Source organism: Serratia sp. L9 (genome assembly GCF_050632285.1).
Lineage (GTDB): Bacteria > Pseudomonadota > Gammaproteobacteria > Enterobacterales > Enterobacteriaceae > Chania.
Genome location: NZ_CP192591.1, coordinates 2,935,837 through 2,960,080 on the forward strand (window position 1 = coordinate 2,935,837; position 24,244 = coordinate 2,960,080).

The window sequence follows — 24,244 nt, forward strand, 5'->3', positions numbered from 1 at the left end:
CCATGACATTGAAAGAGTTAGTGGTTGGTTTCGGCACCCAGGTGCGCAGCCTCTGGATGATAGGCCTGCATGCCTTCGCCAAACGCGAAACCCAAATGTATCCGGAAGAGCCGGTTTACCTGCCACCGCGCTACCGTGGCCGCATCGTACTGACGCGCGATCCGGATGGGGAAGAGCGTTGCGTAGCCTGTAACCTGTGTGCGGTTGCCTGCCCGGTTGGCTGTATCTCTTTGCAGAAAGCAGAGCAGAAAGATGGCCGCTGGTATCCAGAGTTTTTCCGTATCAACTTCTCACGCTGCATCTTCTGCGGCCTGTGTGAAGAGGCTTGCCCGACCACCGCGATCCAACTGACGCCGGATTTCGAAATGGGTGAGTTCAAGCGCCAGGATCTGGTGTACGAAAAAGAAGATCTGTTGATCTCGGGGCCGGGTAAATATCCGGAATATAACTTCTACCGGATGGCCGGTATGGCAATTGACGGCAAAGCTAAAGGCGAAGCCGAAAATGAAGCCAAACCGATCGACGTCAAAGGTCTGTTGCCTTAAGGAGCCAGCAAGCATGGAAATTGCCTTTTATCTGGCAGGTTTGATTGCAATTGTCGCGACAATTCGCGTCATTTCGCATACCAACCCTGTGCATGCGCTGCTGTATCTGATCGTGTCTTTATTGGCGATCTCGGCAGTCTTTTTCTCCCTGGGCGCCTACTTTGCAGGTGCGCTGGAAATTATCGTCTACGCCGGTGCCATCATGGTGCTGTTCGTGTTCGTGGTAATGATGCTGAACCTCGGCAACGCGGTACAGCAGCAGGAACATGACTGGTTGAAGCCTTCCGTCTGGATTGGCCCTGGCCTGCTGTCACTGATTCTGCTGGTGGTGCTGATTGTGGCTATCCGCAGTGTGTCCGATCAGGGCATCAGCGGTGAGATGGTAGATGCCAAAGCCGTGGGGATAAGCCTGTTCGGCCCTTACGTTCTGGCGGTTGAGCTGGCTTCAATGCTGCTGTTGGCAGGCCTGGTCGTTGCCTTCCACGTTGGCCGTGAGCACAAACCGGGCGAGGTGCTGAGCAGCACTTCGGCGGGCAGTGAAATGGCGAAAAGAAAATCGGAGGAGCAAGCATGATCCCTCTTCAACATGGGCTGATCCTGGCGGCGATCCTGTTCGTTCTGGGGCTGACCGGGTTGCTGGTTCGTCGTAACCTGCTGTTTATGCTGATAAGCCTCGAAGTGATGATCAACGCCGCAGCCTTGGCGTTTATCGTGGCGGGAAGCTATTGGGGCCAGGCAGATGGGCAGGTTATGTATATTCTGGCGATCAGCTTGGCGGCTGCCGAGGCCAGCATTGGCCTGGCGTTGCTGCTGCAGCTCTACCGTCGTCGTCATACCCTGAATATTGATACTGTCAGTGAGATGCGCGGATGAACCTATTATATTTAACAATTCTGCTACCGCTGATCGGGTTCCTGCTGCTGGCATTTTCCCGTGGCCGCTGGTCTGAAAACACCGCAGCGACCGTTGGCGTAGGGTCTATTGGCCTGGCGGCACTGGTCACGGTGTATGTGGCGATCGATTTTCTTGGTCAACAAGCCGCTGGCGTCCAGCTGTTTGAGCAAAGCCTGTGGAACTGGATGACCGTTGGCAACTTCAACGTCGGGGTAACCCTGGTGTTGGATGGCTTGTCACTGACCATGCTTTCGGTAGTGACCGGCGTCGGCTTCTTTATCCACATGTTCGCTTCCTGGTATATGCGCGGTGAAGAGGGCTATTCACGCTTCTTCGCTTATACCAACCTGTTTATCGCCAGCATGGTGATCCTGGTGCTGGCAGACAACCTGCTGCTGATGTACCTGGGTTGGGAAGGCGTGGGCCTGTGCAGCTACCTGTTGATCGGCTTCTACTATAAAGATCCGGCCAACGGCGCAGCGGCAATGAAAGCCTTCATCGTAACCCGCGTGGGTGACGTGTTCCTGGCGATTGCGCTGTTCATCCTGTATCACGAACTGGGTACACTGAACATCCGTGAACTGATGGTGCTGGCACCGCAGCAACTGGCTGTGGGTGACACGGCAATTACCTGGGCAACCCTGATGTTACTGGGTGGCGCAGTCGGTAAATCTGCGCAGTTGCCATTGCAAACCTGGTTGGCGGATGCGATGGCGGGCCCAACTCCGGTATCTGCACTGATCCACGCGGCAACCATGGTCACCGCTGGTGTTTACCTGATTGCCCGTACGCATGGCCTGTTCCTGATGGCGCCGGAAGTGCTGAACCTGGTGGGTATCGTGGGTGGCGTAACGCTGCTGCTGGCGGGCTTTGCCGCGCTGGTGCAGACTGACATCAAACGCGTGCTTGCCTATTCAACCATGAGCCAGATTGGTTACATGTTCCTGGCGCTGGGCGTACAGGCATGGGATGCGGCCATCTTCCACCTGATGACCCATGCGTTCTTCAAGGCGTTGCTGTTCCTGTCTTCCGGTTCGGTGATCCTGGCTTGCCATCATGAACAGAACATCTTCAAGATGGGCGGTCTGCGCAAGAGCATTCCACTGGTTTATGTGTGCTTCCTGGTGGGCGGCGCGGCGCTGTCTGCATTGCCTATCGTTACCGCAGGCTTCTTCAGTAAGGACGAGATCCTGGCGGGTGCGATGGCGAACGGGCATATCAATCTGATGATTGCCGGCCTGATTGGCGCATTTATGACCTCACTGTATACCTTCCGCATGATCTTCATCGTGTTCCACGGCGAAGAGAAAATCAAAGCACATGCCGGAAAAGGCATCACTCACCACCTGCCGCTGCTGGTTCTGATGGTGCTGTCTACCTTTATCGGCGCGATGATTGTTCCGCCGCTGAAAGGTGTGCTGCCGGAAACTACCGAACTGGCGCATGGCAGCGTACTGACGTTGGAAATCGCCTCTGGCGTGGTGGCTATCGTTGGTATTCTGCTGGCTGCAGCACTGTGGCTGGGCAAGCGCAGCCTGGTGAACAGTATCGCGAACAGCGCTCCGGGTCGTTTCTTCTCGACCTGGTGGTTCCATGCCTGGGGCTTCGATTGGCTGTATGACAAAGTGTTCGTCAAGCCATACCTGGCTGTAGCCAAGCTGCTGCAGAGCGATCCGCTGAACTCGCTGATGAACCTGCCTGCGCTGTTCTCCCGCTGGGGGAACCGTGGCCTGACGGTGAGCGAGAACGGTCAGATTCGCTGGTATATCGCGTCTATGGGTGTGGGTGCAGTGGTCGTATTGGCTCTGTTGATTTTGGTTTAAATATACCCGTCATACTTGAGGCTGCCTCTTTGTTGGCTGCGCCTGTAGCCCCAGTCACATAGTTATCTATGTTCCTGGGGACTTACAGACTTGCCGCCTTGATGCAACTCCAATTATTGAGGATATATAACTAATTTAAACAGACGCAATTATCGGGCGTAGTGTCCGTTAACTCGGTGCTATGCAGAATGTTTTATACCGTATGAATTTCGTGTTGTGGCTAGGCGGCAAGTGCGTGAATCCCCGGGAGCTTACTGAAGTCAGTGACCGGGATGAGCGAACGCAGCCAACGACGCCACAGCGTGAAAGACAACGGTAGAATAAGGGACACAAAACGCCATGCTATTACCTTGGCTAATTCTTCTCCCCTTTATCGGCGGTCTGCTGTGCTGGCAGTGTGAGCGTTTCGGTACTAAGGCGCCGCGCTGGATCGCATTGATCGCAATGGGGCTGACATTAGTCCTCTCTTTGCAACTTTGGTTGCAGGGCGGCTATTCATTGATCAAGCCTGTGGGCATTCCGCAGTGGCAGTCTGAGTTCCTGCTGCCCTGGATCCCACGCTTTGGTATCAATATTCACCTGGCGCTGGATGGCCTGTCGCTGCTGATGGTGGTACTGACCGGCCTGTTGGGCGTGTTGGCGATCCTCTGTTCCTGGAATGAAATCCAGAAATATCAGGGCTTCTTCCACCTGAACCTGCTGTGGATCCTCGGCGGCGTTATCGGGGTGTTCCTCTCCATCGACATGTTCCTGTTCTTCTTCTTCTGGGAAATGATGTTGGTGCCGATGTACTTCCTGATCGCTCTATGGGGTCACAAGGCGTCGGATGGTAAAACCCGTATCACCGCAGCAACCAAGTTCTTCATCTACACCCAGGCCAGTGGTCTGGTGATGCTGATTGCCATCCTCGGTCTGGTGTTTGTGCATTACAACGCAACCGGCGTGTGGACCTTCAACTATGAAGACCTGCTGAAAACCCCGATGTCGCATAACGTCGAGTATCTGCTGATGCTGGGCTTCTTCATTGCTTTCGCGGTGAAAATGCCGGTGGTGCCATTGCACGGCTGGTTGCCAGATGCACACAGCCAGGCACCCACGGCGGGTTCTGTTGACCTGGCAGGGATTTTGCTGAAAACGGCGGCCTACGGCCTGCTGCGTTTCAGCCTGCCGCTGTTCCCGAACGCTTCTGCCGAGTTCGCCCCTATTGCCATGTGGCTGGGCGTGGTGGGTATCTTCTACGGTGCCTGGATGGCGTTCGCGCAAACCGACATCAAGCGTCTGATTGCCTATACCTCGGTTTCACACATGGGCTTCGTGCTGATTGCCATCTACACCGGTAGCCAACTGGCTTACCAGGGGGCGGTGATCCAGATGATTGCACACGGTCTGTCTGCAGCCGGTATGTTCATTATCTGTGGCCAGCTGTACGAGCGCTTGCACACCCGTGATATGCGCCAGATGGGCGGCCTGTGGGGCCGGATCAAATTCATTCCGGCGCTGTCGCTGTTCTTTGCCGTGGCAACGCTGGGGATGCCGGGTACCGGTAACTTTGTCGGTGAATTCATGATCCTGTTCGGCAGCTTCCAGGTGGTGCCGGTGATCACCGTAATTTCTACCTTCGGTCTGGTGTTTGCTTCGGTTTACTCGTTGATCATGATGCAGCGTGCCTATTACGGCGCACCAAAATCTGATCAACCGTTGCCGGGCATGACCGCACGTGAATTGTTTATCGTTCTGCTGCTGGTGGTGCTGCTGGTGTTGCTGGGGGTTTATCCTCAGCCGATCCTCGATACCTCAAGTGCGGCAATGAGCAACGTGCAACACTGGTTTGGTCCGTCAGTTTCAGCAATTTTAACAACAAGGCCGTAATTCGCCATGACAATAACTCCTCAACAACTGATCGCACTGCTACCGCTGTTGATCGTCGGATTGACGGTGGTGGTTGTGATGCTGTGCATTGCGTGGCGACGCGACCACTTTATCAACGCCACCCTGACAGTGATTGGTCTAAACCTGGCGCTGCTTTCGCTGTATTTTGTTGGCCAGGCAGGCCCAATGGATGTCACCCCGATGATGCGGGTTGACGGTTATTCAATGTTCTATACCGGGTTGGTGCTGCTGGCCAGTCTGGCAACCTGTACCTTTGCCTACCCGTGGCTGGTGGGTTACCCGGATAACCGCGAAGAGTTCTACCTGCTGGTGCTGATTGCCGCCTTGGGTGGCATTCTGCTGGCGAGCGCCAATCACCTGGCTTCGCTGTTCCTCGGTATTGAACTGATCTCGCTGCCGCTGTTTGGTCTGGTTGGCTATGCCTACCGGCAGAAGCGTTCGCTGGAAGCCGCGATCAAGTACATGGTGCTGTCTGCGGCTGCCTCGAGCTTCCTGCTGTTTGGTATGGCGCTGCTGTATGCCGAATCCGGTGACCTGTCACTGGCCGGCCTTGGCAAGAGCCTGCAGGAGCAAATGGTGCATCAGCCGCTGATCCTGGCCGGCATGGGCATGATGATCGTCGGTCTGGGCTTCAAGCTCTCGCTGGTACCTTTCCAGCTGTGGACGCCGGATGTCTATCAGGGGGCGCCAGCGCCGGTCTCAACCTTCCTGGCCACGGCCAGCAAGATTGCGATTTTCGCGGTAGTCATGCGTCTGTTCCTGTACGCACCGGCCGCCGATAGCGAAGCACTGCGTATGGTGCTGTCGATCATCGCCTTCTGCTCAATCCTGTTTGGTAACCTGATGGCGATCAGCCAGACCAACCTTAAGCGTCTGCTGGGTTATTCTTCGATCGCTCACCTGGGCTATCTGCTGGTCGCGCTGATTGCGGTGCAAACCCACCAGCTTTCGCTGGAAACAGCCGGTGTGTATCTGGCCGGTTACCTGTTCAGCAGCCTGGGTGCCTTCGGTGTGGTCAGTCTGATGTCCAGTCCTTACCGTGGCCCGGATGCGGATTCACTGTTCTCCTACCGTGGTCTGTTCTGGCACAAGCCAATCCTGTCGGCGGTAATGACGGTGATGATGCTGTCATTGGCCGGTATTCCGATGACCCTGGGCTTTATCGGTAAGTTCTTCGTCATTGCTATGGGCGTCAGTGCTCACCTGTGGTGGCTGACCGGTGCGGTAGTGGTCGGTAGTGCGATTGGTTTGTACTATTACCTGCGCGTGACCGTCAGTCTGTTCCTCAGTGCGCCGGAAACCCTGGCTCGTGATACGCCAAACAACTGGGCGTTGACCGCAGGGGGTGGTAGTGCTGATTTCCGCCGCGTTGGTGCTGTTCCTGGGTATCTACCCGCAGCCGCTGATTACGCTGGTGCAGATGGCACAACCGATGTTCTGATTGGCAAACCTGCTAGCCAGACCAAGAAAGGTCGCCATCCGGCGGCCTTTCTTCATTGTGGGACGCCAAAAGATTATTCCGGGCAGTTTTTAAACGACGCTTCAAGCTCATGAACTACCGCCCGCACCCGGGCAGCGCGCTGCAAGTCTGGGTGTAACACCAGCCAGATATCCACCCAGTCTTTGTTTTCCGGGAAGATGCGCACCAGATCGGGGTCTTTGTCGGCCAGGAAGGAAGAGAGCAGGCCGATACCCAGCCCATTGCGCGTCGCCGAACGCAATAACAGTTGCGAATTGCACTGTAATACCACGTTTGGATCGTTCAGTGTCTCACCGCAGAAGTTGCTCCAATGGCGCGGCACCAGTTCGCGTGGGAACATCAGCAGGTTGTGGCCGCACAGATGCTCACCTTTGACCGGTTCCCCATGTTTATCCAGGTATTCTTGCGTGGCGTACAGCCCCATCTCAATGGTCGCTAACCGTTTGATGATCAGCTCATCGGATTCCGGGCGTGCGCCACGGATAGCCAGATCGGCACCGCGATAGGAGATGTCAGAGATATTCACCGCGGTCAGTAGCGTCACGGTAATGCGGGGGTGTTTTTCGCGTAGCTGCCTCAGCGCAGGTATGACAAAGGCTTCTGCCATGGTATCGGTGGTGGCGATACGCACATTCCCGCACAGGCTTTCATCACCGCTGGTTGCCTTGCGGCCAATAGCCTGTACGGCGTTTTCCATATTGATCACGTCAGCCAGCATTTCTTCGCCCAATGGGCTAAGTGAGAAAGACTTTGGTGTGCGAATAAACAGTTTGGATCCCAGAGTTTCTTCGAAAGCGGCGATCCTGCGGCCAACCGTGGCTTGATCGACGTGTAGCTCATGGGCGGCTTTTCTCAAGGTGCCGCAACGTGCCACCGCCAGGAAGAAACGTGCATCATCCCAATTCATAATGCTATTTCCTTGGTGGAAATTTATCGATTCTTTGCCCATCTTTTCGGTTTTGCCCTTGGCTGGCAAACACCTGACGAAAATTGAGGCTCCCGTATCACAAGCAGCCATTATGTTTCAGGATATGAATAATTGCATCCACATGAAGCAGTTTTGCATCTTTATTTTTAGTAAACAATCTTTATGCTACTCAGCGCAATGCCGTCATTTGACACACATTTTGTGGTGATTTGAGCCGGTATGGCGATCAGTAAAGACGCATGAGAGCCTGTCTCTGTGGGCATTACTGCCTGATGAGAACCGCTCTGAATCAGGTTGGCCTACCATGACTGGATATAAAATAATGGAGTCTCACGCAGAGAAAATGCACGCCCCTGTGGCACTCGCCACGGCGGACGGGATCAGGGTGATCCCTTCATCCGTTGCCAACATGGCAGAGAGAAACAATGCAGATATTATTATCGAAGGGCTTGAAGCGCGCGGCATTGAATATATCTTTCTGGTGCCAGGCAAGCTGGTCTACCCACTGATCAAATCCATTGAAGATTCTACGGTGACAGGCATCGTTGGTGCTCATGAAACCGCCTGCGGCTTTATGGCTGATGGTTATGCCCGCGCCAGCCGCAAATTCGGTGCCTGTCTGGGGATCTCCGGCCCCGGCACCATGAACTTCCTCCCTGCGATGGCTGCCGCACAGGCCGATAAAATCCCGGTGCTTTATCTTGCCGGGAGTATCGCTACCTATCATGAGGCGCAGGGCGCATTCCAGGATGGCAGCAATAGCGGCATTGATGAGCTAACCGTCGTCAAGCCGTTGCTCTCTGCCGCCATTGAGGTCAAAAATAACTTCACACTGCAGCATGAACTGCGGCGCAGCCTGTCGTATCTGAATACCCAGCGTAAAGGGCGGGCTTATCTGAGCGTCCCTGTGGATATGCAAAAGAAGGCTGCCATCGGGAAAAGCCAGCCGGAGTCAGGCCGTAAGCCGCTGTGTCGTGAAGCGGCGGTCGATCAGCAGGCGCTGGAGATGCTGTTAGACAGCTATCTGCTGCGTGGGCTGAACATAGCCTGCCTGGTCGGCAACCGGGTGAATAATCCCCAAGACGCAAAATTGCTACTGGCCGTGGCCGAGAAATACCGCCTGCCAGTGGCGACCACGCTGTCAGGAAAGGGCGCTTTTCCGGAACAGCATGAGTTGGCGCTGGGTCTGTACGGTTTTGCTGGCCATACCCGCGCGGTGGAAACCATTAATGGTGACAGCGTGGACGTGTTGCTGGTACTGGGCTGCGATCTTAACCAGCGCGACAGCCTTAACTGGAACCCGAAACTGCACGGCACCAAAACGCTGGTGGTGGTTGACGAAGACTTTGACAAGGTAAGCTCCCATTATCAGCCGGACGTAGAGATTTTCTCCAGCCTGAGCGGTTCCTTGCAATATCTACTGTCTGCTGCCGAGCCTCACCAACAGCGGTTGGCCTGCATGAACCGTTTGCGCGATCAGTGGATTGGTCAACTGCATTCTTTGCCTCTGGAACAAGAGCATCCAGATTTACCGGCACGCAAGGTTCTGGGTGAAACCAATATGTACCCGGGGGACGCGATCAGGCACCTTCGCAGCCGCATGGCGGATGATACCAACGTCGTGGTGGATTCTGGCGCACACCGCATCTTTATGGCACACCATTGGCAGGCCCGCGGTGGTGGCGATTACCATACTTCCAGCTGTCTGGCACCGATGGGCTGGGCCATCTGTGCCGGTATCGGCATCAAGCTGGCCGCCCCACAGCGTAACTGCCTGGTAGTAACCGGCGACGGCTGTATGCTGATGCATGGTATGGAGATCCAGACCGCAGCACGTTATCGGGTAAAAATGACCTTTGTAGTAATGAACAACAGCGCACACGGCGCGATGCATATTGATACCCTGCAAAACCGGGGCGTCTCTGCTGCTTATACCGCATTACCCAATCATGACTGGAAGGCGTTTGCCAATAGTCTGGGGGTCGCTTCGGCCAAGGCGAGCACCCTGGAGGAACTGGACTGCGCCCTGATTGCGGCGGCGGAACACGATGGCCCGTTCCTGATCGAAATGATCGTCGGCAACCACAGGGTGCCTAATCGCTATTATGCCGACAGCTTCAGTGACTATGAGCAGCGGGTTAAACAGAGTTAACGGTACCGGAATGTACACATGCCGCAGGCGCATGGATGCGCTTAAGCGGCCAGCTTGACATCCACAGGGTCAATGACTTTCACTTCCAGGCCTTTCCCCATTCTGTTTTTTTAATCACAGCAACGATGGAGCAATAACCATGTATAAATGGATACTTCTGGCATTAATGGCAGCATTTCAGGGCAACGCGATGGCAGCGGATGAACACGGTGAAGGGATCACCAAAGAAACCCTGCTGAAAACCGAAACCTCATGGGAAGGGACGGCCTATCAGCACTATCCTGCCGGAGCGCCGCAAATCACCATGCTGAAGGTGACGGTAGAGCCGAACAAGGTGCTGGCCTGGCATACACACCCTTGTATCAGTGCGGTGTATATGACCGGAGGCAGCGTCTCTTTGACGGTAAAGGCCACCGGAGTGAAAAAACCTTTAAGCAAGGTGACTCTTTTACCGATACGGTAGATATTGTTCATCAGGGGGTTTCCGGCGATAAAGGTGCGGAAATGCTGGTATTCTTTGCCTGTGCTGATAATAAATCACTGACGGTGAAAGCCGCCGAATAATAGACCCGCTGTCTTTCACGTTGCAGCGTTCAAATCTGTTCCAGACAGATCTGTGAATCCAGACAATGAGTTAGTCTCAATAACCGGTCGCCTGGCGGTGTTGTACAGGGATGGACGAATGCCGCAGGTGCATGGATGTGTTAAAGCGGCCAACGTGAAATTCATAGGGTATAGATTATTTTTTGCAGCCCGTTTGGGCTGCATTCCGGGGAAATTATGGTTGCTTTATGGATGGTGGTCGCCAGCCTGTTTTTTGCGCTGATGGGGGCCTGTATCAAACTGGCTTCGGCAAAAGTCGGTTTCTTCGACATTGTTTTTTACCGCTCATTTATCAACGTGGCGATCGTCGCGGTGCTGATTAAAATCAAGAACATCGGCTTTCGCACCCAACATCTGGGCCTGCACATGAAACGTGCCGCTATCGGCAACGCGGCCATGTATTGTGGTTTCTATTCGCTGATCCATCTGCCTATCGCTACTGCCACCACTCTGGGCTATACCAACCCCATTTTTCAGTCGGTGATCACCTTCGTCACGGCCAGGGGGCAACTGACCGGCAAACTGCTGTTCTCGGTGCTGCTGGGGTTTGTCGGCATTCTGATCCTGCTACGTCCGGACGTGCCGCATGGCGAGTTTGCCGCAACCTTGGTTGGTCTGCTCTCCGGTTTGCTGACGGCGTTGGCCTATTTCAACGTCGGCAAGCTGGTACGCACCGGGGAGCCTGAACTGCGGGTGGTGTTTTACTTCTCGCTGGTCGGTACCCTGGTGGGGGAGTAATGACCTCGATCGTCGGGTTTGCGGCGTTGGATACGGCCACCTTGTTGTGCGTCTGTGCCATCGGCGTGTTCGGCAGTCTGGGGCAGATCACCATGACCCGCGCCTATGGCAGCGGTAACGCGGTGACCGTCGGCATTCTTTCTTACACCACGATCATCTTCTCGACGCTGCTTGGCTACCTGATTTTTGCAGAGACGCTGTCTTCGATTGCCGCCGTCGGTATGGTTCTGATTATTCTCTCCGGTGCTTTGGCGCTAGTGCGCCGCGCGCCAGCCAAAACGGTTAAGGCCGCTACGATGTAATTTTGCATGTAGCAACATGCAAAAATGAATCACCATGATGCATTCTTGGCTATTTTTGCGGTGATATCCGAACGGTATGATGAGCGCGTTTTCCGAACCTGTCTGGTTCTGGGGGCGTTTTCATTACAGGTGAAGACCTGGCTGTTGCTGGAGAAATGCATGTCTGACGGTCTGACCGTTGATGAGGTCACGAAAACCAATACGGGTTCGTCGCAGGTTGCCATTCTGCTGTTTCTGGCGCTGGCACTGATGTCTGCACTGCTGAACAGCAGTGCGCCGACCCCGCTCTATCCTCTTTACCAGCATCAGTTGGCTTTGACCTCGGTCAGCCTGACCCTGATTTATGGTGCTTATGCCGCAGGTGTCCTGATTTCCCTGTTTGGCGTGGGTAATATGGCTGGCAAGGTGAAAGACTTGCGCAGCATGATCGTGCCTGCACTGTTGGTCGTGCTGGTGGGGGCGTTGCTGTTTGCCATGGCTGATTCATTCTTCATGATGTTTATGGCTCGCTTGCTGGCCGGTGTTGGCACCGGGGCCCTGACCGGTGCGGCAAATATTGCGCTGGTTCGCTTTGGCCCGCGGGATGGCGGCAAACAGGCGGCGCTGATAGCAACCTTGTCTTTTACTGCCGGGTTGGCGCTGGGGCCAATTTTCAGTGGCGTAGCGTTGCAAACCGGTTTCCATGCGACTTCAATGCCGTTTGTGATCATTATGGCGGTGGCGGCGATTGCTGCCTTGGGCGTGATGTTCAGGTGGCCAGCGATAGAAATTGCAGAGCCAGTGGGGGGCGTGGCTGCTGGCGTTGGCGGACCAAACAGCACTCTGGCAGCAGGCCTGCGTGCTACGGGAGGCAAATTTTTCCTCTGTGCCGGGGCGCTATTTATCTGTTGGGTGGTCGCTGCCAGCATTTTGGCCATCGGCCCTAACGTGGCAGAAAAGCTATTGGGCATGGAGGATCGGGGTATCTATGGTTATGTGATTGCCATCTACCTGATGATTGCCGGAGCCAGCCAGATTTTAAGCCGTCGCCTTCCTGCGCGCTATTCGCTGATGTTTGGCTGCCTGGCGCAGGCGCAGGCGCTGTCGGTGGTGGTGTTTGCGGAAGCCATTTACATCCACTCGCTGGGGTTGGCCGCTGCGGGCATGGTGATTGCCGGTTATGCGTATGGCGCCATCTTCGTCGGCAGTGCGACGCTGGTGAATCTGATTTCGCCCAAGGCCAGCCATGCAAGGTTGATTTCGCTGTTCTATGTGATTGCCTATATTGCCAACTGGGTGCCAATCCTGTTGGGGGTAGTTATCGACCATGCCAGCCTGCAACTGGCGGTCAATCTGTTATTTATGGTCAGCGCAGTAGCTTGCGTGGGCTTAGGTATACGGGTAACGAGGGCGGGATTCCCGCGCTGAGATCCGGAGTCTTTCACGCTTCGTGATTAGCGTTACTGCCGATTTCCCTGGTGTTGTTATGTGTCACTTTCAGCGTGCTTGCACGCTGTTTTTTTGTGATCTAAATCCTGTTTATGAAATTACAGTTTCTTTTATTGCATAATTAATGTGACTTAAGTCACTTAAAATAACGAGGTTTCGCGTAAACTGTGCGCATTATTTTTTGCGGAACGGTTTATGAACGTCATTCTTGCCATTGCGGTGACCACCGGTATTCTTTCCGGTATATGGGGCTGGGTTGCCATCAGCCTGGGGTTAATCAGTTGGGCGGGCTTTCTTGGTTGCACAGCCTACTTTGCCTGTCCGCAAGGGGGGCTCAAGGGCCTGTTGATCAGCACATTAACCAGCTGTAGCGGCGTGTTCTGGGCAATGGTGATTATCCATGGCAGCGCGCTGGAACCGGCCTGGAGCCTGCTGGGGTATCTACTGACCGGTGCTGTAGCCTTTCTGATGTGTATTCAGGCCCGGCAACAGTGGCTAGGGTTTGTCCCCGGCACTTTTATTGGCGCCTGCGCGACTTTCGCGGGTGGGGGCAACTGGCCACTGATTACCGTTTCACTGCTGGTCGGGCTGGTGTTTGGCTATGCGATGAAAAACAGCGGCCTGTGGCTGGCAGCACGCCGTAAAACCGTCTCTTCTCCCCTGGCGGAACAAGCCTCTACCGACGCCTGAAAAGGCGTTGGCTACCTGACCACGCCCCGCCAGCGCCGTTTTTTTAGCCAAAAATCCGATAGCATCTATACTGGTCGTGTCCTACCATGGACTGCGACCAATGGTTGTTTACGGTTAAGCAACGTTGAATTTTCTAATCATGGGAGAGCTTAAAAATGGCGACATACAGAGATGAGAACCAAACGACGCTTGATGACGATCTGAGAATGCTGAGCGACACCCTGCAGGAAGTGCTGGAATACTCTGGCGACCGTGCTGACCAGGCCTATATGGACATCAAGGCGCATGCCGAGAACGCGTTGAAGCAGGTAAAGTCACGCATGGCAGATAGTGCCAACTCCTATTATTCCAGGGCGAAAGACCTTGCCTGCTGCACCGATGTCTATGTGCGTGAAAAGCCTTGGCACAGCGTTGGCATTGGCGCCACGGTAGGCTTGGTGCTTGGCTTATTGTTAGCTCGTAAATAACCGGAACAGGGCGCGGAAACTGCCGCGCCCGTGTTGATCATCGCCCCAGCGTGACGTCCACCTGATGGGTTTTGCCTTCGTCCCGCAGCGTAATTACCGCCTCTGACTGCAGTTCACCATCAACCCTCACCTGAGTATCTCCTTCGCCTTGGCGCACCACTATCTGGTATTCGCTGCTGCCTTCACGGTAGGTCAGGGTGACCGGTGGCCAGTCGGCGGGTAAACGGGTATTGATGGACAGCGTATTGCCCTGGCGTTTGAGCCCCAGCAAGGATTCGACTATCAGGCGATACATCCAGCCTGCCGAGCCGGTATACCAGCTCCATCCGCCACGGCCAACATGCGGGGTCACCGCATAGATATCCGCCGTGGCGACATAAGGCTCAACCTTGTAACGTTCTGCCGCAGTGCTGTCCAGGCTGTGGTTGATCGGGTTAATCAATGCCATTAATTCCCAGGCCCGCTCAATATTGCCCATTTCGGCGAACGCCATTACCGCCCAAACCGCGCCGTGAGTATATTGGCCACCATTTTCACGCACGCCTGGCAGGTATCCCCGGATGTAACCCGGGTTCGGCCCATTGCCATCAAACGGCGGGGTCAGTAGTTTGATGATCCCTGCCTGGTTATCCACCAGATGCTTGTCCAGCGCCTGCATAGCCTGTGCGCTGCGCGCTTTGTCTGCGCCGCCGGAAAGAACCGACCAGCTTTGGGCGATGGCATCAATGCGGCATTCCGCCGCCTGCTGTGAGCCCAAAGGTTCCCCGCTGTCGAAGTAGCCACGCCGATACCATTCGCCATCCCATGCGTTGTTGTGCAGATTGGTGCGCAGCTTTTCCGCCTCCTGGCGGCACAACTCGGCCAGTTCATTATCCTGGCGTTGGCTGGCCAGTTTTCCGTAACGTTGCAGGATATGGAACAGGAAGAAACCGAGCCAGACGCTCTCGCCACGGCCCTCCAGCCCCACCATATTCATGCCGTCGTTCCAGTCACCGGCCCCCATCAATGGCAAGCCGTGTTCACCCAGCGTCAGGCCATGCTTGAGCGCTCTGGCACCGTGCTGGTAAAGGCTTTCCTGTTCCGTGCTGACGCCGGGTTGCTCGTAAGAAGACTCTTCACCTGGCGCCAATGCGCGGGCGGTCAGATAGCCGACCTGTTCTTCGAGGATCTCTTGATCTCCGGTGGCGTCGAGATAATGGCAAATCGCCAACGGCAGCCACAGGTAATCATCAGAGCAGCGGGTACGGACCCCGTTACCCTGCGGTGGATGCCACCAGTGCTGAACATCACCTTCGATAAATTGGCGCGAAGCACATAACAGGATCTGTTCACGCATCCGTTCCGGCATGGCGTGCGTCAGGGCCAGCGTATCCTGGAGCTGATCGCGAAAACCAAATGCCCCACCGGACTGGTAGTAACCGCTGCGTGCCTGAATGCGGCAGGAGAGGGTCTGATACAGCAACCAGCCATTCGCCAGCAGGTCCACTGCCGGGTGCGGCGTGCCGATCTGAACCTTGTTCAGCAGGGTATTCCAATGTTCACCTACCCGTTGTAGTTCCTGTTGCACGGCTTCCTCCCGCAGATATTGCTGCAGCAAGGTCTCGGCTTCATCGGCGTCTTGCCCCAGGCCAAGCGCGAAGACAAAGCTACGCTGGTCGCCGTCAATCATGCTGATGGCCGACTGCACTGCGCCACAAGGATCCAATCCGGCGCCGGTCTTGCCGGATAACCTGCGCAGCCTCAGAACTGCCGGATCGGCCAAGGTCCCGTTGCGGCCAATAAATTCCCGCCGATCGCCGGTGATAGAACAATGCACGCCGGAGACACCGAAGAACGCGGTGCGTGGCGATCCGCTACTGGTGTAGTGGTTGGTCGCGAGGATCCCGCAACCCCTTGCGGCGTCGTGGCCCGGGTGACCACATGCATCGCCGATTTCTGACGTAAATCACCGAGAATAAACTCGGCGTAACCGGTGGTTGAGAGTTTACGCGTACGGCCAGAGGTGTTGGTGAGCGTTAACAGGAACAGTTTCACCGGGGCGTCTTTGGCCACCAGCATGGTCAATTGGCTGTCGATACCCGCTTCGCGGTGCTCAAACACGCTGTAGCCAAAGCCATGACGCGTCAGGTAATGCCCACGTCCTCGAGCAGGCAGCGGCGTTGGCGACCAGACATGGCCACTTTCTTCATCACGCAGATAGAAAGCTTCGCCGCTGCGGTCACTGACCGGATCGTTATCCCAAGGGGTCAGCCGATATTCGTGGGCATTCTCATACCAGGTATAAGCCTGGCCGCTTTCCGAGATCACCGAACCGAACATCGGGTTGGCGATAACGTTTGACCAGGGCGCTGGCGTGACTTTGCTTTCGTTCATGGTAATCACGTATTCCCGGCCATCCTCGGAGAACCCACCGTAACCGTTGTAAAATTGCAGCTTGTCGATAATGGGTAACTGGGGTGAATGCAGATTACGCGGCAAGTTGGCCACGGTGGCCAGCCTGGAGGACGCCGTCGGGGGACCCAAGGGTTGCTGCAAGGTCTGCGGCATTTGCAGACGGTGGTTGAGTTGTTCCACCAGACCACCGCGCCGGTCGTCCAGATAAATACGTGCGACGCTCAGCAGCAGAGTGTGATCTTCCGGCGACATATGCTCGCTGGAGCGCACGAAGATCCCGCCGGGTTTATCCGTCAGGGAAGATTCCATCCCCGCGGCGATCAGCCCCAGGATCTGATTTTGCAGATCTTGGCGGTAGCCGCCAGAGTCTTCATTGAGGATCACCAGATCGACCTGCAACCCTTTCAGGCGCCAGTAGTTGTGCGCCTGGATAAGCTGTTGCACCAACATGATGTTCTCGCTGTCGGTAACGGATACCAGCACGATCGGCAGATCGCCAGAGATCGAATAGCCCCACAGCCCGGACTGCCCCCGGCGGTTACTGATGATCTCATGGCTGGCGGCACGCATTTCCTGTGCTGGGAACACCACCGCGCTGGCCAGGCGGTTAAACAGATTGGCGTCTTCCTCGTTGGCGTTCAATTGGCGCAGTACCACCTGGCTATGTGACCAGGCGAGTTCGAAGATACGATCGGCCATATGACGATCGCGGTATTTTTCCAGCATGGCCAGGCTGCTGGCGCGATCTTCACAGACGCCATAGAAGATATCCAGCGTCAGCGGAACGTTGGGTTCAAGCTGGACTCGCTGGCGGATGGCAATGATCGGGTCGATCACCGGGCCTGCGCTATTGGTCAGCGGCTGATTCTGGTACAACGCTTGCGGATTGGCGGATGTACGGCCACGGCCAATAAATTTGGCCCTGTCGGTTTCAAAGGAGGTTTGGCTGCTCCCCCTTGCACCATCATCATATGCAGCAGCCAGGGGGATTTATCCTTAGGCTCACGCGGGCGGCGGTGGCACAAAATGGCATCCTGATCCGCCAGCAGTTCGGTTTGTACAAACAGGTTGCTGAACGCCGGGTGCGCCAGATCGTTGCTGGCAGGTGCCAATACCACTTCGGCGTAGCTGGTGATTTCAATGATCCTGGGCTGCTTGCCCCGGTTCACCAAGGTCAGACGCCGCAATTCAATGTCATCCTCTGGCGAAATCACCACCTGGGTTTTCACCGTCAAGGTTCCCTGTTTGCGGTGGAATTCAGCCCCGGCATCGTTGAATACGGCGCGAAAGCCTTTCTCTGTGCTGCCGGTCGGGTGCCAGGTATTGCTCCAGACCTCGCCGGTCTGCGGATCGCGCAGGTAACAGAATGCCCCCCAGTTATCGCAGGTGGCATCCTCACGCCAGCGGGTCAGCGCCAGGTTCTGCCAGCGGCTGTAACTGCCGCCGCTTTGGGTAATCATCAGATGATAATTGACGTTGGAGAGCAACTGCACTTCCGGGATCGGCGAATCAACCCGGGTAAACTCGCGCGCGGTAAAGCTGGCCGGTTTAATCGTGCCTTCGTGGGTTTCGAAGTGGCGGCGGGTGCTGTAAAGCTCTACGGCATCCGGCACGCGTTCCTGTAACAGTAAACGGGCCGACTGGAAAGCAGGATAACTGGCAAAGCGCTTCACCATTGGCGCGTCCAGTAACAGGTGTGACAACGCCAGGAAGCTCATGCCCTGGTGATGGGCCATATAAGAACGGACAATCACATACAGTTGACCACGGCTCAGACGTGAAGTGGTGTAATCCAACGCTTCATAGAATCCGTAGCGGCCTTTGGCGCCGCTTTTTTCCAGAGTGACCAGATTGCTACAGGCACTGTCAGGATCGACAATCAGCGCCATCACCGTGGCGTAAGGGGCGATCACCATGTCGTCGCCCAGCCCGCGCCGTAACCCTAAACCTGGTACACCAAAGGCGTGGTATTGGTAGTTTTGCAACGCATCGAAGCCGAAATAGCCGGATTCAGAAATCCCCCAGGGAACGCCGCGCTCCTTGCCCCAGGCAATCTGCCGATCTACCGCCGAGTGGCACATCTGCACCAGCAGCGTATCGGGATAGGCGGGCATCACCAACTGCGGCATCAGGTATTCAAACATCGAGCCGCTCCAGGACATCAGCGCGGGCTCCTTGTCGATCACCGTAAATAGCCGCCCCAGAGCAAACCAGCTGCGCTGCGGGATCTGGTTGGTGGCAATCGCCACGTAGTTGGTCAGGCGGATTTCTGAGGCCAGCAGGTCATATTTACCGCTGTCTGCCCGGTTTTGATCGCAGTTGAAACCGACGGTCAGCAGATGGGTAGCTTCGTCATACAGGAAGCTGAAATCCATCTGTGCCATGTTTTCCAGGCGCTGTTGCAATTGCGCCAACCGCGTGAGGCGTTCACTGGCGAGCTGCGTCACCTCATCAAACTGTGTTTGCTGCTCTGCCGACAGCGTCAGCCGTCTGGGGGAGTGGCCAGCCACTGCAGGCTGGGAACCTGTTCCAGTTCTGGCATGCTGTCGCTCAACCAGCCAAACCACAATGCCCACTCGGCGCAGAGTTCATTAAGCTGCTGATGCAGGGCTCCGGCCCAGCGTTTGACCTCATCACCCTGTTGCAATGCGGGTTCCTGCAGGCTGTTACTGTGATTGCGCATGGCATGCAGTTCAACCAGCAGCGCCGTCGGGGGAGCGTTTTGTGCCTGCTCCCAATGTTTACGTAGCTTATCTAATACTTTCGGCGCGGCGTTGCCCCAATGGCGTTCCAGCAACAGCAGCGTGTCTTCCAACCCGGCCAGAATGCGCGCTGGCTCGATGACAGGCTGTGTTGCCAGCGCCGGTAGCCCGGCACTCAGGGTAAGCAGGTGACCGGCCAGGTTACCGCTGTCTACGCTGGAAACATAGCGTGGGACCAGCGGTTCCAGCGTCCGGGTGTCGTACCAGTTGTACAGATGACCCCGATAATGCTCCATGCGATCCAAGGTATCCAGCGTCAGTGTAATACGCTGCAAGGCGCTGCTGCAGGTGATATAACCAAAGTCATACGCGGTCAGATCGGCCAGTAAAGCCAACCCGATATTGGTGGGTGAAGTCCGGTGTGCCACCACCGGTTCCGGGATCTCCTGGAAATTATCTGGTGGTAGCCAATTTTCCTGCTGATTGACGAAGGTGGCGAAAAACTCCCATGTTTCACGACTGGTCTGGCGCAGGAAATGGCGCTGCTGATCGTTGAGCGCCTTTTTGCTGCGCTGTGGCTCCAGGCTGAGAGTGTAAAGCAGGAAGGGTGAAAGGATCCACAATGAGGCAAACGGGATGGCTACCAGCAGCGATACCGGGCCGGAAAACGCCGCCAGTACCACCAGCAGAAGGCCTGCAAACGGGTTAAACCACAGGTTACGATAAAAATTCTCTAACGTGACCGCCTGATGATGCTTGGATTGAGCGAAGCTGGTCCATTCTTGCAGATTGCGTTTGCTTACCAGTAAACGCCACAGCGTGATGGCAATGGCTTTCAGGCTGTAGAAAGCCTCATGGGGCAATTCGGCCAGGCGCAGGCCCACCTGCGAAAGCCGATGCAGTGAACCATTCAACGCCAGCTGCAGGTGCTGAATAAAGGGGCGGCGCGGAGGCTTGCGCACCACATCCTGCAACAGCGCCAGCAGCGTGGGCAGCAGCAGAATAATGGCGAATACCACCAACCAGTAGCGGGTATTCGGCAGCCAGGTAAAACCGAAGAACAGCAGCAACAGGAAGCTGGGCGCTACCAGGCTGCGGCGCAGGTTATCAAGCAGTTTCCAGCGTGACAGATAGCTCAGCGGGTTGGCAACGCGGCTACCGTCTTCGGTGGTCACCTTCGGCATCAGCCAGTTGAGTAGCTGCCAATCCCCCCGTATCCAGCGCGAACGGCGGGCCACATCCACCAGATAATTGCTTGGGTATTGCTCATAGAGCAACACATCGCTCAGCAAACCGGAACGGGCATAGCAACCCTCAAGCAGATCGTGGCTTAGCACCAGATTTTCCGGGCAACTGCCTTTCAGGCTTTGGGCAAAGACGTCGACGTCATAAATTCCTTTGCCGATAAAAGAGCCTTCGCCAAACAGATCCTGATAGATATCCGATGCCATCAACGTATAGGGATCGTTACCCGGCGTGCTGCTGCACAGGGCAGCATAGCGGCTCTGGCCGTAAGCGGGGATCTCTTCCGCCATGCGTGGCTGCAGGATGGCGTAGCCTTCCACCACCCGCTGTTGTTTGGCATCGTATTGTGGCTGGTTCAGGGGATGAGCCATCGCAGCGATCAGCTGATGCGCGGTTTCGCGCGGTAAAACGGTATCGCTGTCCAGGGTAATCACGTATTTAACGTTCTTCAGCACCTCCAGCTCTTGGCCAATCTGGGTGGTGAACGCATTGCCCTGATTGCGCAACCAATCATTCAGCGCATTCAGTTTGCCGCGTTTACGCTCATGGCCCATCCACGTCTGCTGTTTTTCATTCCATTGGCGCTCACGGTGGAACAGGAAGAAGTGGCTTGGCCCTTCGCAGGCATAATGTGCGTTCAGCGCGGTCATTTTTTGGCTGGCATAAGCCAGCAGCTCGGCATCATCTGGGTGCTGCTGCTGAGGGGAGTCAGTAAAGTCGGTGAGTAGGGCAAAATGCAGGTGTTGCATGGGGTTGCCGAGATAACAGACTTCCAGCTTGTTGATCAGTTGATCAATGCCGGGTTTGCTGTCGATAAGCGTTGGGATCACCACCAGCGTGCGAAATTGCGCCGGGATACCGCAGGAGAAATCGAGCCTTGGCAACGGCTGTGGCGAGCGGCTGCGCGTGGTGATTTCACTGAGCAGGTTGAGGGCGAACTGGCCGATCACAATCCCTAATGGGAACAGCAGGATCAGCAATCCCCAGGTGATGCCGGTTTGATAGGTATCGCGCAGCAGCAGTGCCCAGCAGGCGGTAGTGAGCAGGCTAAGGCTGCCCAGCCAGGAGAGCAAAGGCGACTGATTAAGGGCATGCCGGATGCGTGTAATACGGCCAAGTTGCACGTCCAGTTGTTTTTCCAACTGCCGACGACCATCGTCGATCAGGTAATAGCCGACATGATGAGTACGCGGATCGCTGCTGGGATCTTCGGCAGCAACCTGGGCCATATTCAGCACATATCTGGCTACCCCGACTTCGTTATACGGACTATGACGGGCCAGCATTTCGATCACATGGCGGTAGTTGTCACGGGTATCGAAATGCATCATCGGGTAAACCCCGGCGGGATCTTCACGCAGGGTTTGGTCGACCTGGCTCATGGTTTCGACAAATTCCGCCCAATCCATTTCACTCAACTGGCGCAGGCCAGCAATGCTGTTGCTGACCGACAGTTGGCTGATAGCCAATTGCTGGTTAAAACGGTGGATCAGTTCATCAGAGGTCAGGCTGACTTCTGCCAGACGTTGTTCAACCCAGGTCAGGGGGAGCGCCAGCATGGTGCCATGCCCTTGCAGGCGGCGCACCAGCTCGGCTACGAAGGCGCTGGTGCGTGGTGGGTTGGATCGCGCCATATCGGCGATCACGATAATCAGATTGGCCGGATCGTTTTCTGCCGACTCCAGCATTTTAGTCACCCAGCTATCGGCCAGGTTGCGCTCTTCCTGAGCCTGGGCAACTTCTACCGCCACGCGGCGCAGGTTCTCAATCAGCGCCAGCCTTAACATGCCCGGCAATGCCCAAAGTTCGCCCAGGGTCAGATTGGTTTCTTTCTGGTAGGCGGCAATATAGCGCGTTAGGCTTTGTGCATCCCAGCGCCCGTCGCCGTGAGCAATGGCTTCGGTTGCGATATCGTAAATCCTTGGGCAGTTATGTGGTGCGCTTAATTGCGGCAGGCCACGGCCAAAGGTTTTGGGCAGATGGTGGCGGACTACGCGGATTTGTTCCTCGATCAGGTAAAAGTTATCGAGTAACCAGTCACCTGCGGGGGTCATGGTGGTTTTCTTGCCGTTGCTCAACAGGCTGCAGCTTTCAGTCAGCACCTGCTCGTTGTTATCCAGACGTTTGAGCAGATTGAACGGGGTTTTACGCGTTGCCAATTTGTGCGAACGCGCCAGGCGCTGGCCATAGCGCTCCATTTGGTCAACAGAAAACAGCTCTGCCTTGATATTGCTGGCGGGAGGGATTTCGGCAGCGGCCCTGTTATGTCGCGTTGGCGACAGATGGGGCTTGAGGAGGCGACGATGTTTCTTTAACCAATTGATAAGTATTTCTTTCACGCAAAAAGCTCCTTACATCTGGCCCAAAGGACAGCCGGTGAAAACCGTTGGGAGGCTGCGAACATCTTGTATTTACCATCGAATTGATATGGCAAGGGTTCACTGCGGCAGGAACATAGCTTCTAAGTATAGTCCTGCTCGGTGAATTGGGTTGTTTTTTAACCTAATCCTTTAATTTTAATAAACAATTAGCGAGAAAAGGTATTGATAAACGCACGGTATTTTTCCGCCCGCCGCAGTGGTTTTACCGTATAATTCCCCACATAGCGTTTGGTTAATGAGGTGGCAGTGGAACAACTTTCGGGATTGCTGCGGCAGTTAGGCCAGCAGCTTGAGCAAGGCTTTCCCTCTGAAGCCGGATTTCGGCAGATCACCTTGGCTGTGCCGGGCCGCATGACCGAACTTTTGCTGGAGTGGCTGGCGGCGCAGGCGCTGTTTCCTCAGTTCTACTGGCGACATCGTGAAGGGGGGCATGAGGCGGCGGTATGCGGTTCGGCCAGGCAGTTTTCACAAACCGCACGGGCGCAGGCGTTTTTGAATACCCATCCGGGTGCCCGGCTCTGGGGGCTTAACGCATTTGACGGTGAAGCGCTGTTGCTGTTGCCGCGTCTGGAAATTCTCAGCCGTAAGGGCAAAGGTGAACTGACGCTTAATCTGTTTTCAGAGCGGGCTTTAGACCAGGACGCCAAGGCTGCACGAGCCTGGCTCGAAAAGCTGGTGGTAGCGAAGCCGATAGCGGATTTGCAGGTGCAAGTGCGCAGAGTACAGCATCAGCCGGAGCAGGCCGGGTGGGAAATCATGCTGCGCGCAGCGCTGAAGGCGATAGATCGCCAGCAGATGGATAAAGTGGTGCTGGCACGTAGCTCGCGGTTAACGCTGGAAGAGCCGCTGTTTGCACCTGCGTTGATGGCCGCCAGCCGGAGAGTCAATCATCAGTGCTACCACTTTATGATGCGTATGGACGCCCACTCTGCCTTTCTAGGCTCCAGCCCGGAAAGGCTGTACCTGCGTGCAGGGCATCATCTGTTTACCGAAGCGCTGGCCGGTACCGTGGCCAATCACCACAACGAGCGACAGGCTCAGGAACTGGCGCAATGGTTGCTGCTGGATACGAAAAACCAGCAGGAAAATCTGCTGGTGGTAGATGATATCTGCCAACGCCTGCAAGGCGGGGCCAGTGCGGTGGATGTCATGCCGCCAGAAGTGGTGCGGCTGCGTAAGGTGCAACATCTAAGGCGGCGCATTGAAGGGCAACTGAATCGTTGTGATGATGCAGACTGCCTGCAGCGGCTCCAGCCAACGGCGGCGGTTGCCGGGTTACCCCGTCAGGCAGCGCGGGACTTTATCCGCCAGCATGAGCCTTTTCCTCGCCGCTGGTATGCCGGTTCCGCTGGGTATCTTTCTGCTGCGCAATCTGAGTTTTGTGTTGCCTTGCGTTCCTGCCAGATTGATGACGCCCAGGTTCAGCTCTACGCCGGAGCCGGGATTGTGGCCGGTTCGGACCCGGTGCAGGAGTGGCAGGAGATCGAAAACAAAGCCGCAGGGCTGCGCACTTTACTGCAACCCGACGATCCGCGATAAGCTCCCCGAGAGCCGAATTGAGCAGCTTGAAGTTCGTGTGTAA

Annotated in this window: 11 protein-coding genes and 4 pseudogenes; 13 read left to right on the top strand and 2 right to left on the bottom strand. The window is 55.8% G+C overall.

Annotated features, from left to right (window positions below):
- Positions 1–2: 2 nt before the first annotated feature.
- The 6 genes and pseudogenes from nuoI to nuoN all read left to right on the top strand — a co-directional run bounded on the left by nuoI (position 3) and on the right by nuoN (position 6,593).
- Positions 3–545, top strand: a complete 543-nt coding sequence (nuoI, locus tag ACQ86O_RS13875; protein WP_021178518.1) for an NADH-quinone oxidoreductase subunit NuoI — start codon at positions 3–5, stop codon at positions 543–545.
- A 13-nt stretch (positions 546–558) separates the two neighbouring features.
- Positions 559–1,119 (top strand): NADH-quinone oxidoreductase subunit J, encoded by a 561-nt coding sequence (nuoJ, locus tag ACQ86O_RS13880; RefSeq protein WP_431221608.1) that lies wholly within the window; start codon positions 559–561, stop codon positions 1,117–1,119.
- Positions 1,116–1,418: an NADH-quinone oxidoreductase subunit NuoK gene (gene nuoK / locus ACQ86O_RS13885; RefSeq protein WP_004936014.1), complete on the top strand. Its 303-nt coding sequence runs from the start codon at positions 1,116–1,118 to the stop codon at positions 1,416–1,418. Before nuoJ ends, nuoK begins: the two co-directional genes overlap by 4 nt.
- Positions 1,415–3,262 carry an NADH-quinone oxidoreductase subunit L gene (gene nuoL / locus ACQ86O_RS13890; RefSeq protein WP_431221609.1) on the top strand — a complete coding sequence of 616 codons (1,848 nt, stop codon included), beginning with the start codon at positions 1,415–1,417 and terminating at the stop codon, positions 3,260–3,262. Before nuoK ends, nuoL begins: the two co-directional genes overlap by 4 nt.
- Positions 3,263–3,601: 339 nt before the next feature.
- Complete coding sequence (gene nuoM / locus ACQ86O_RS13895; protein ID WP_431221610.1) at positions 3,602–5,131, top strand: NADH-quinone oxidoreductase subunit M; 1,530 nt, start codon at positions 3,602–3,604, stop codon at positions 5,129–5,131.
- A 6-nt stretch (positions 5,132–5,137) separates the two neighbouring features.
- Positions 5,138–6,593, top strand: a pseudogene (nuoN, locus tag ACQ86O_RS13900) (NADH-quinone oxidoreductase subunit NuoN).
- Between the two features lie 73 nt (positions 6,594–6,666).
- Here the strand turns inward: nuoN and ACQ86O_RS13905 are convergent.
- Positions 6,667–7,542, bottom strand: a complete 876-nt coding sequence (locus tag ACQ86O_RS13905; RefSeq protein WP_431225730.1) for a LysR family transcriptional regulator — start codon at positions 7,540–7,542, stop codon at positions 6,667–6,669.
- A 340-nt stretch (positions 7,543–7,882) separates the two neighbouring features.
- Here ACQ86O_RS13905 and ACQ86O_RS13910 point away from each other — a divergent pair, with 340 nt between their 5' ends.
- From ACQ86O_RS13910 to elaB, 6 genes and pseudogenes are all read left to right on the top strand, one after another.
- Positions 7,883–9,712, top strand: coding sequence for a thiamine pyrophosphate-binding protein (locus ACQ86O_RS13910; RefSeq protein ID WP_431221611.1), 1,830 nt, complete (start codon positions 7,883–7,885; stop codon positions 9,710–9,712).
- Positions 9,713–9,851: 139 nt separating this feature from the next.
- Positions 9,852–10,276 (top strand): annotated as a pseudogene (locus ACQ86O_RS13915) (cupin domain-containing protein).
- A 216-nt stretch (positions 10,277–10,492) separates the two neighbouring features.
- A pseudogene (locus ACQ86O_RS13920) lies at positions 10,493–11,355 on the top strand (DMT family transporter).
- A gap of 159 nt (positions 11,356–11,514) precedes the next feature.
- Positions 11,515–12,762 (top strand): MFS transporter, encoded by a 1,248-nt coding sequence (locus ACQ86O_RS13925; protein ID WP_431221612.1) that lies wholly within the window; start codon positions 11,515–11,517, stop codon positions 12,760–12,762.
- Between the two features lie 216 nt (positions 12,763–12,978).
- The gene (locus ACQ86O_RS13930) at positions 12,979–13,473 is read left to right on the top strand and encodes a DUF1097 domain-containing protein (protein ID WP_431221613.1); all 495 of its coding nucleotides are present in this window, start codon (positions 12,979–12,981) and stop codon (positions 13,471–13,473) included.
- A 155-nt stretch (positions 13,474–13,628) separates the two neighbouring features.
- Positions 13,629–13,940, top strand: a complete 312-nt coding sequence (gene elaB, locus ACQ86O_RS13935) for a stress response protein ElaB (protein ID WP_431221614.1) — start codon at positions 13,629–13,631, stop codon at positions 13,938–13,940.
- A 37-nt stretch (positions 13,941–13,977) separates the two neighbouring features.
- Here the strand turns inward: elaB and ACQ86O_RS13940 are convergent.
- Positions 13,978–22,620: pseudogene (locus ACQ86O_RS13940) on the bottom strand (GH36-type glycosyl hydrolase domain-containing protein).
- Positions 22,621–22,908: 288 nt separating this feature from the next.
- Here ACQ86O_RS13940 and menF point away from each other — a divergent pair.
- A complete protein-coding gene (menF, locus tag ACQ86O_RS13945; protein WP_431221615.1) occupies positions 22,909–24,201 on the top strand; it encodes an isochorismate synthase MenF in 1,293 nt (430 codons plus the stop codon).
- Positions 24,202–24,244: the final 43 nt, after the last annotated feature.

Bases quoted from the DNA above. Each gene is read 5' to 3' on its own strand.
- nuoI (WP_021178518.1), top strand. From the start codon at position 3: ATGACATTGAAAGAGTTAGTGGTTGGTTTCGGCACCCAGGTGCGCAGC.
- nuoJ (WP_431221608.1), top strand. From the start codon at position 559: ATGGAAATTGCCTTTTATCTGGCAGGTTTGATTGCAATTGTCGCGACA.
- nuoK (WP_004936014.1), top strand. From the start codon at position 1,116: ATGATCCCTCTTCAACATGGGCTGATCCTGGCGGCGATCCTGTTCGTT.
- nuoL (WP_431221609.1), top strand. From the start codon at position 1,415: ATGAACCTATTATATTTAACAATTCTGCTACCGCTGATCGGGTTCCTG.
- nuoM (WP_431221610.1), top strand. From the start codon at position 3,602: ATGCTATTACCTTGGCTAATTCTTCTCCCCTTTATCGGCGGTCTGCTG.
- ACQ86O_RS13910 (WP_431221611.1), top strand. From the start codon at position 7,883: ATGGAGTCTCACGCAGAGAAAATGCACGCCCCTGTGGCACTCGCCACG.
- ACQ86O_RS13925 (WP_431221612.1), top strand. From the start codon at position 11,515: ATGTCTGACGGTCTGACCGTTGATGAGGTCACGAAAACCAATACGGGT.
- ACQ86O_RS13930 (WP_431221613.1), top strand. From the start codon at position 12,979: ATGAACGTCATTCTTGCCATTGCGGTGACCACCGGTATTCTTTCCGGT.
- elaB (WP_431221614.1), top strand. From the start codon at position 13,629: ATGGCGACATACAGAGATGAGAACCAAACGACGCTTGATGACGATCTG.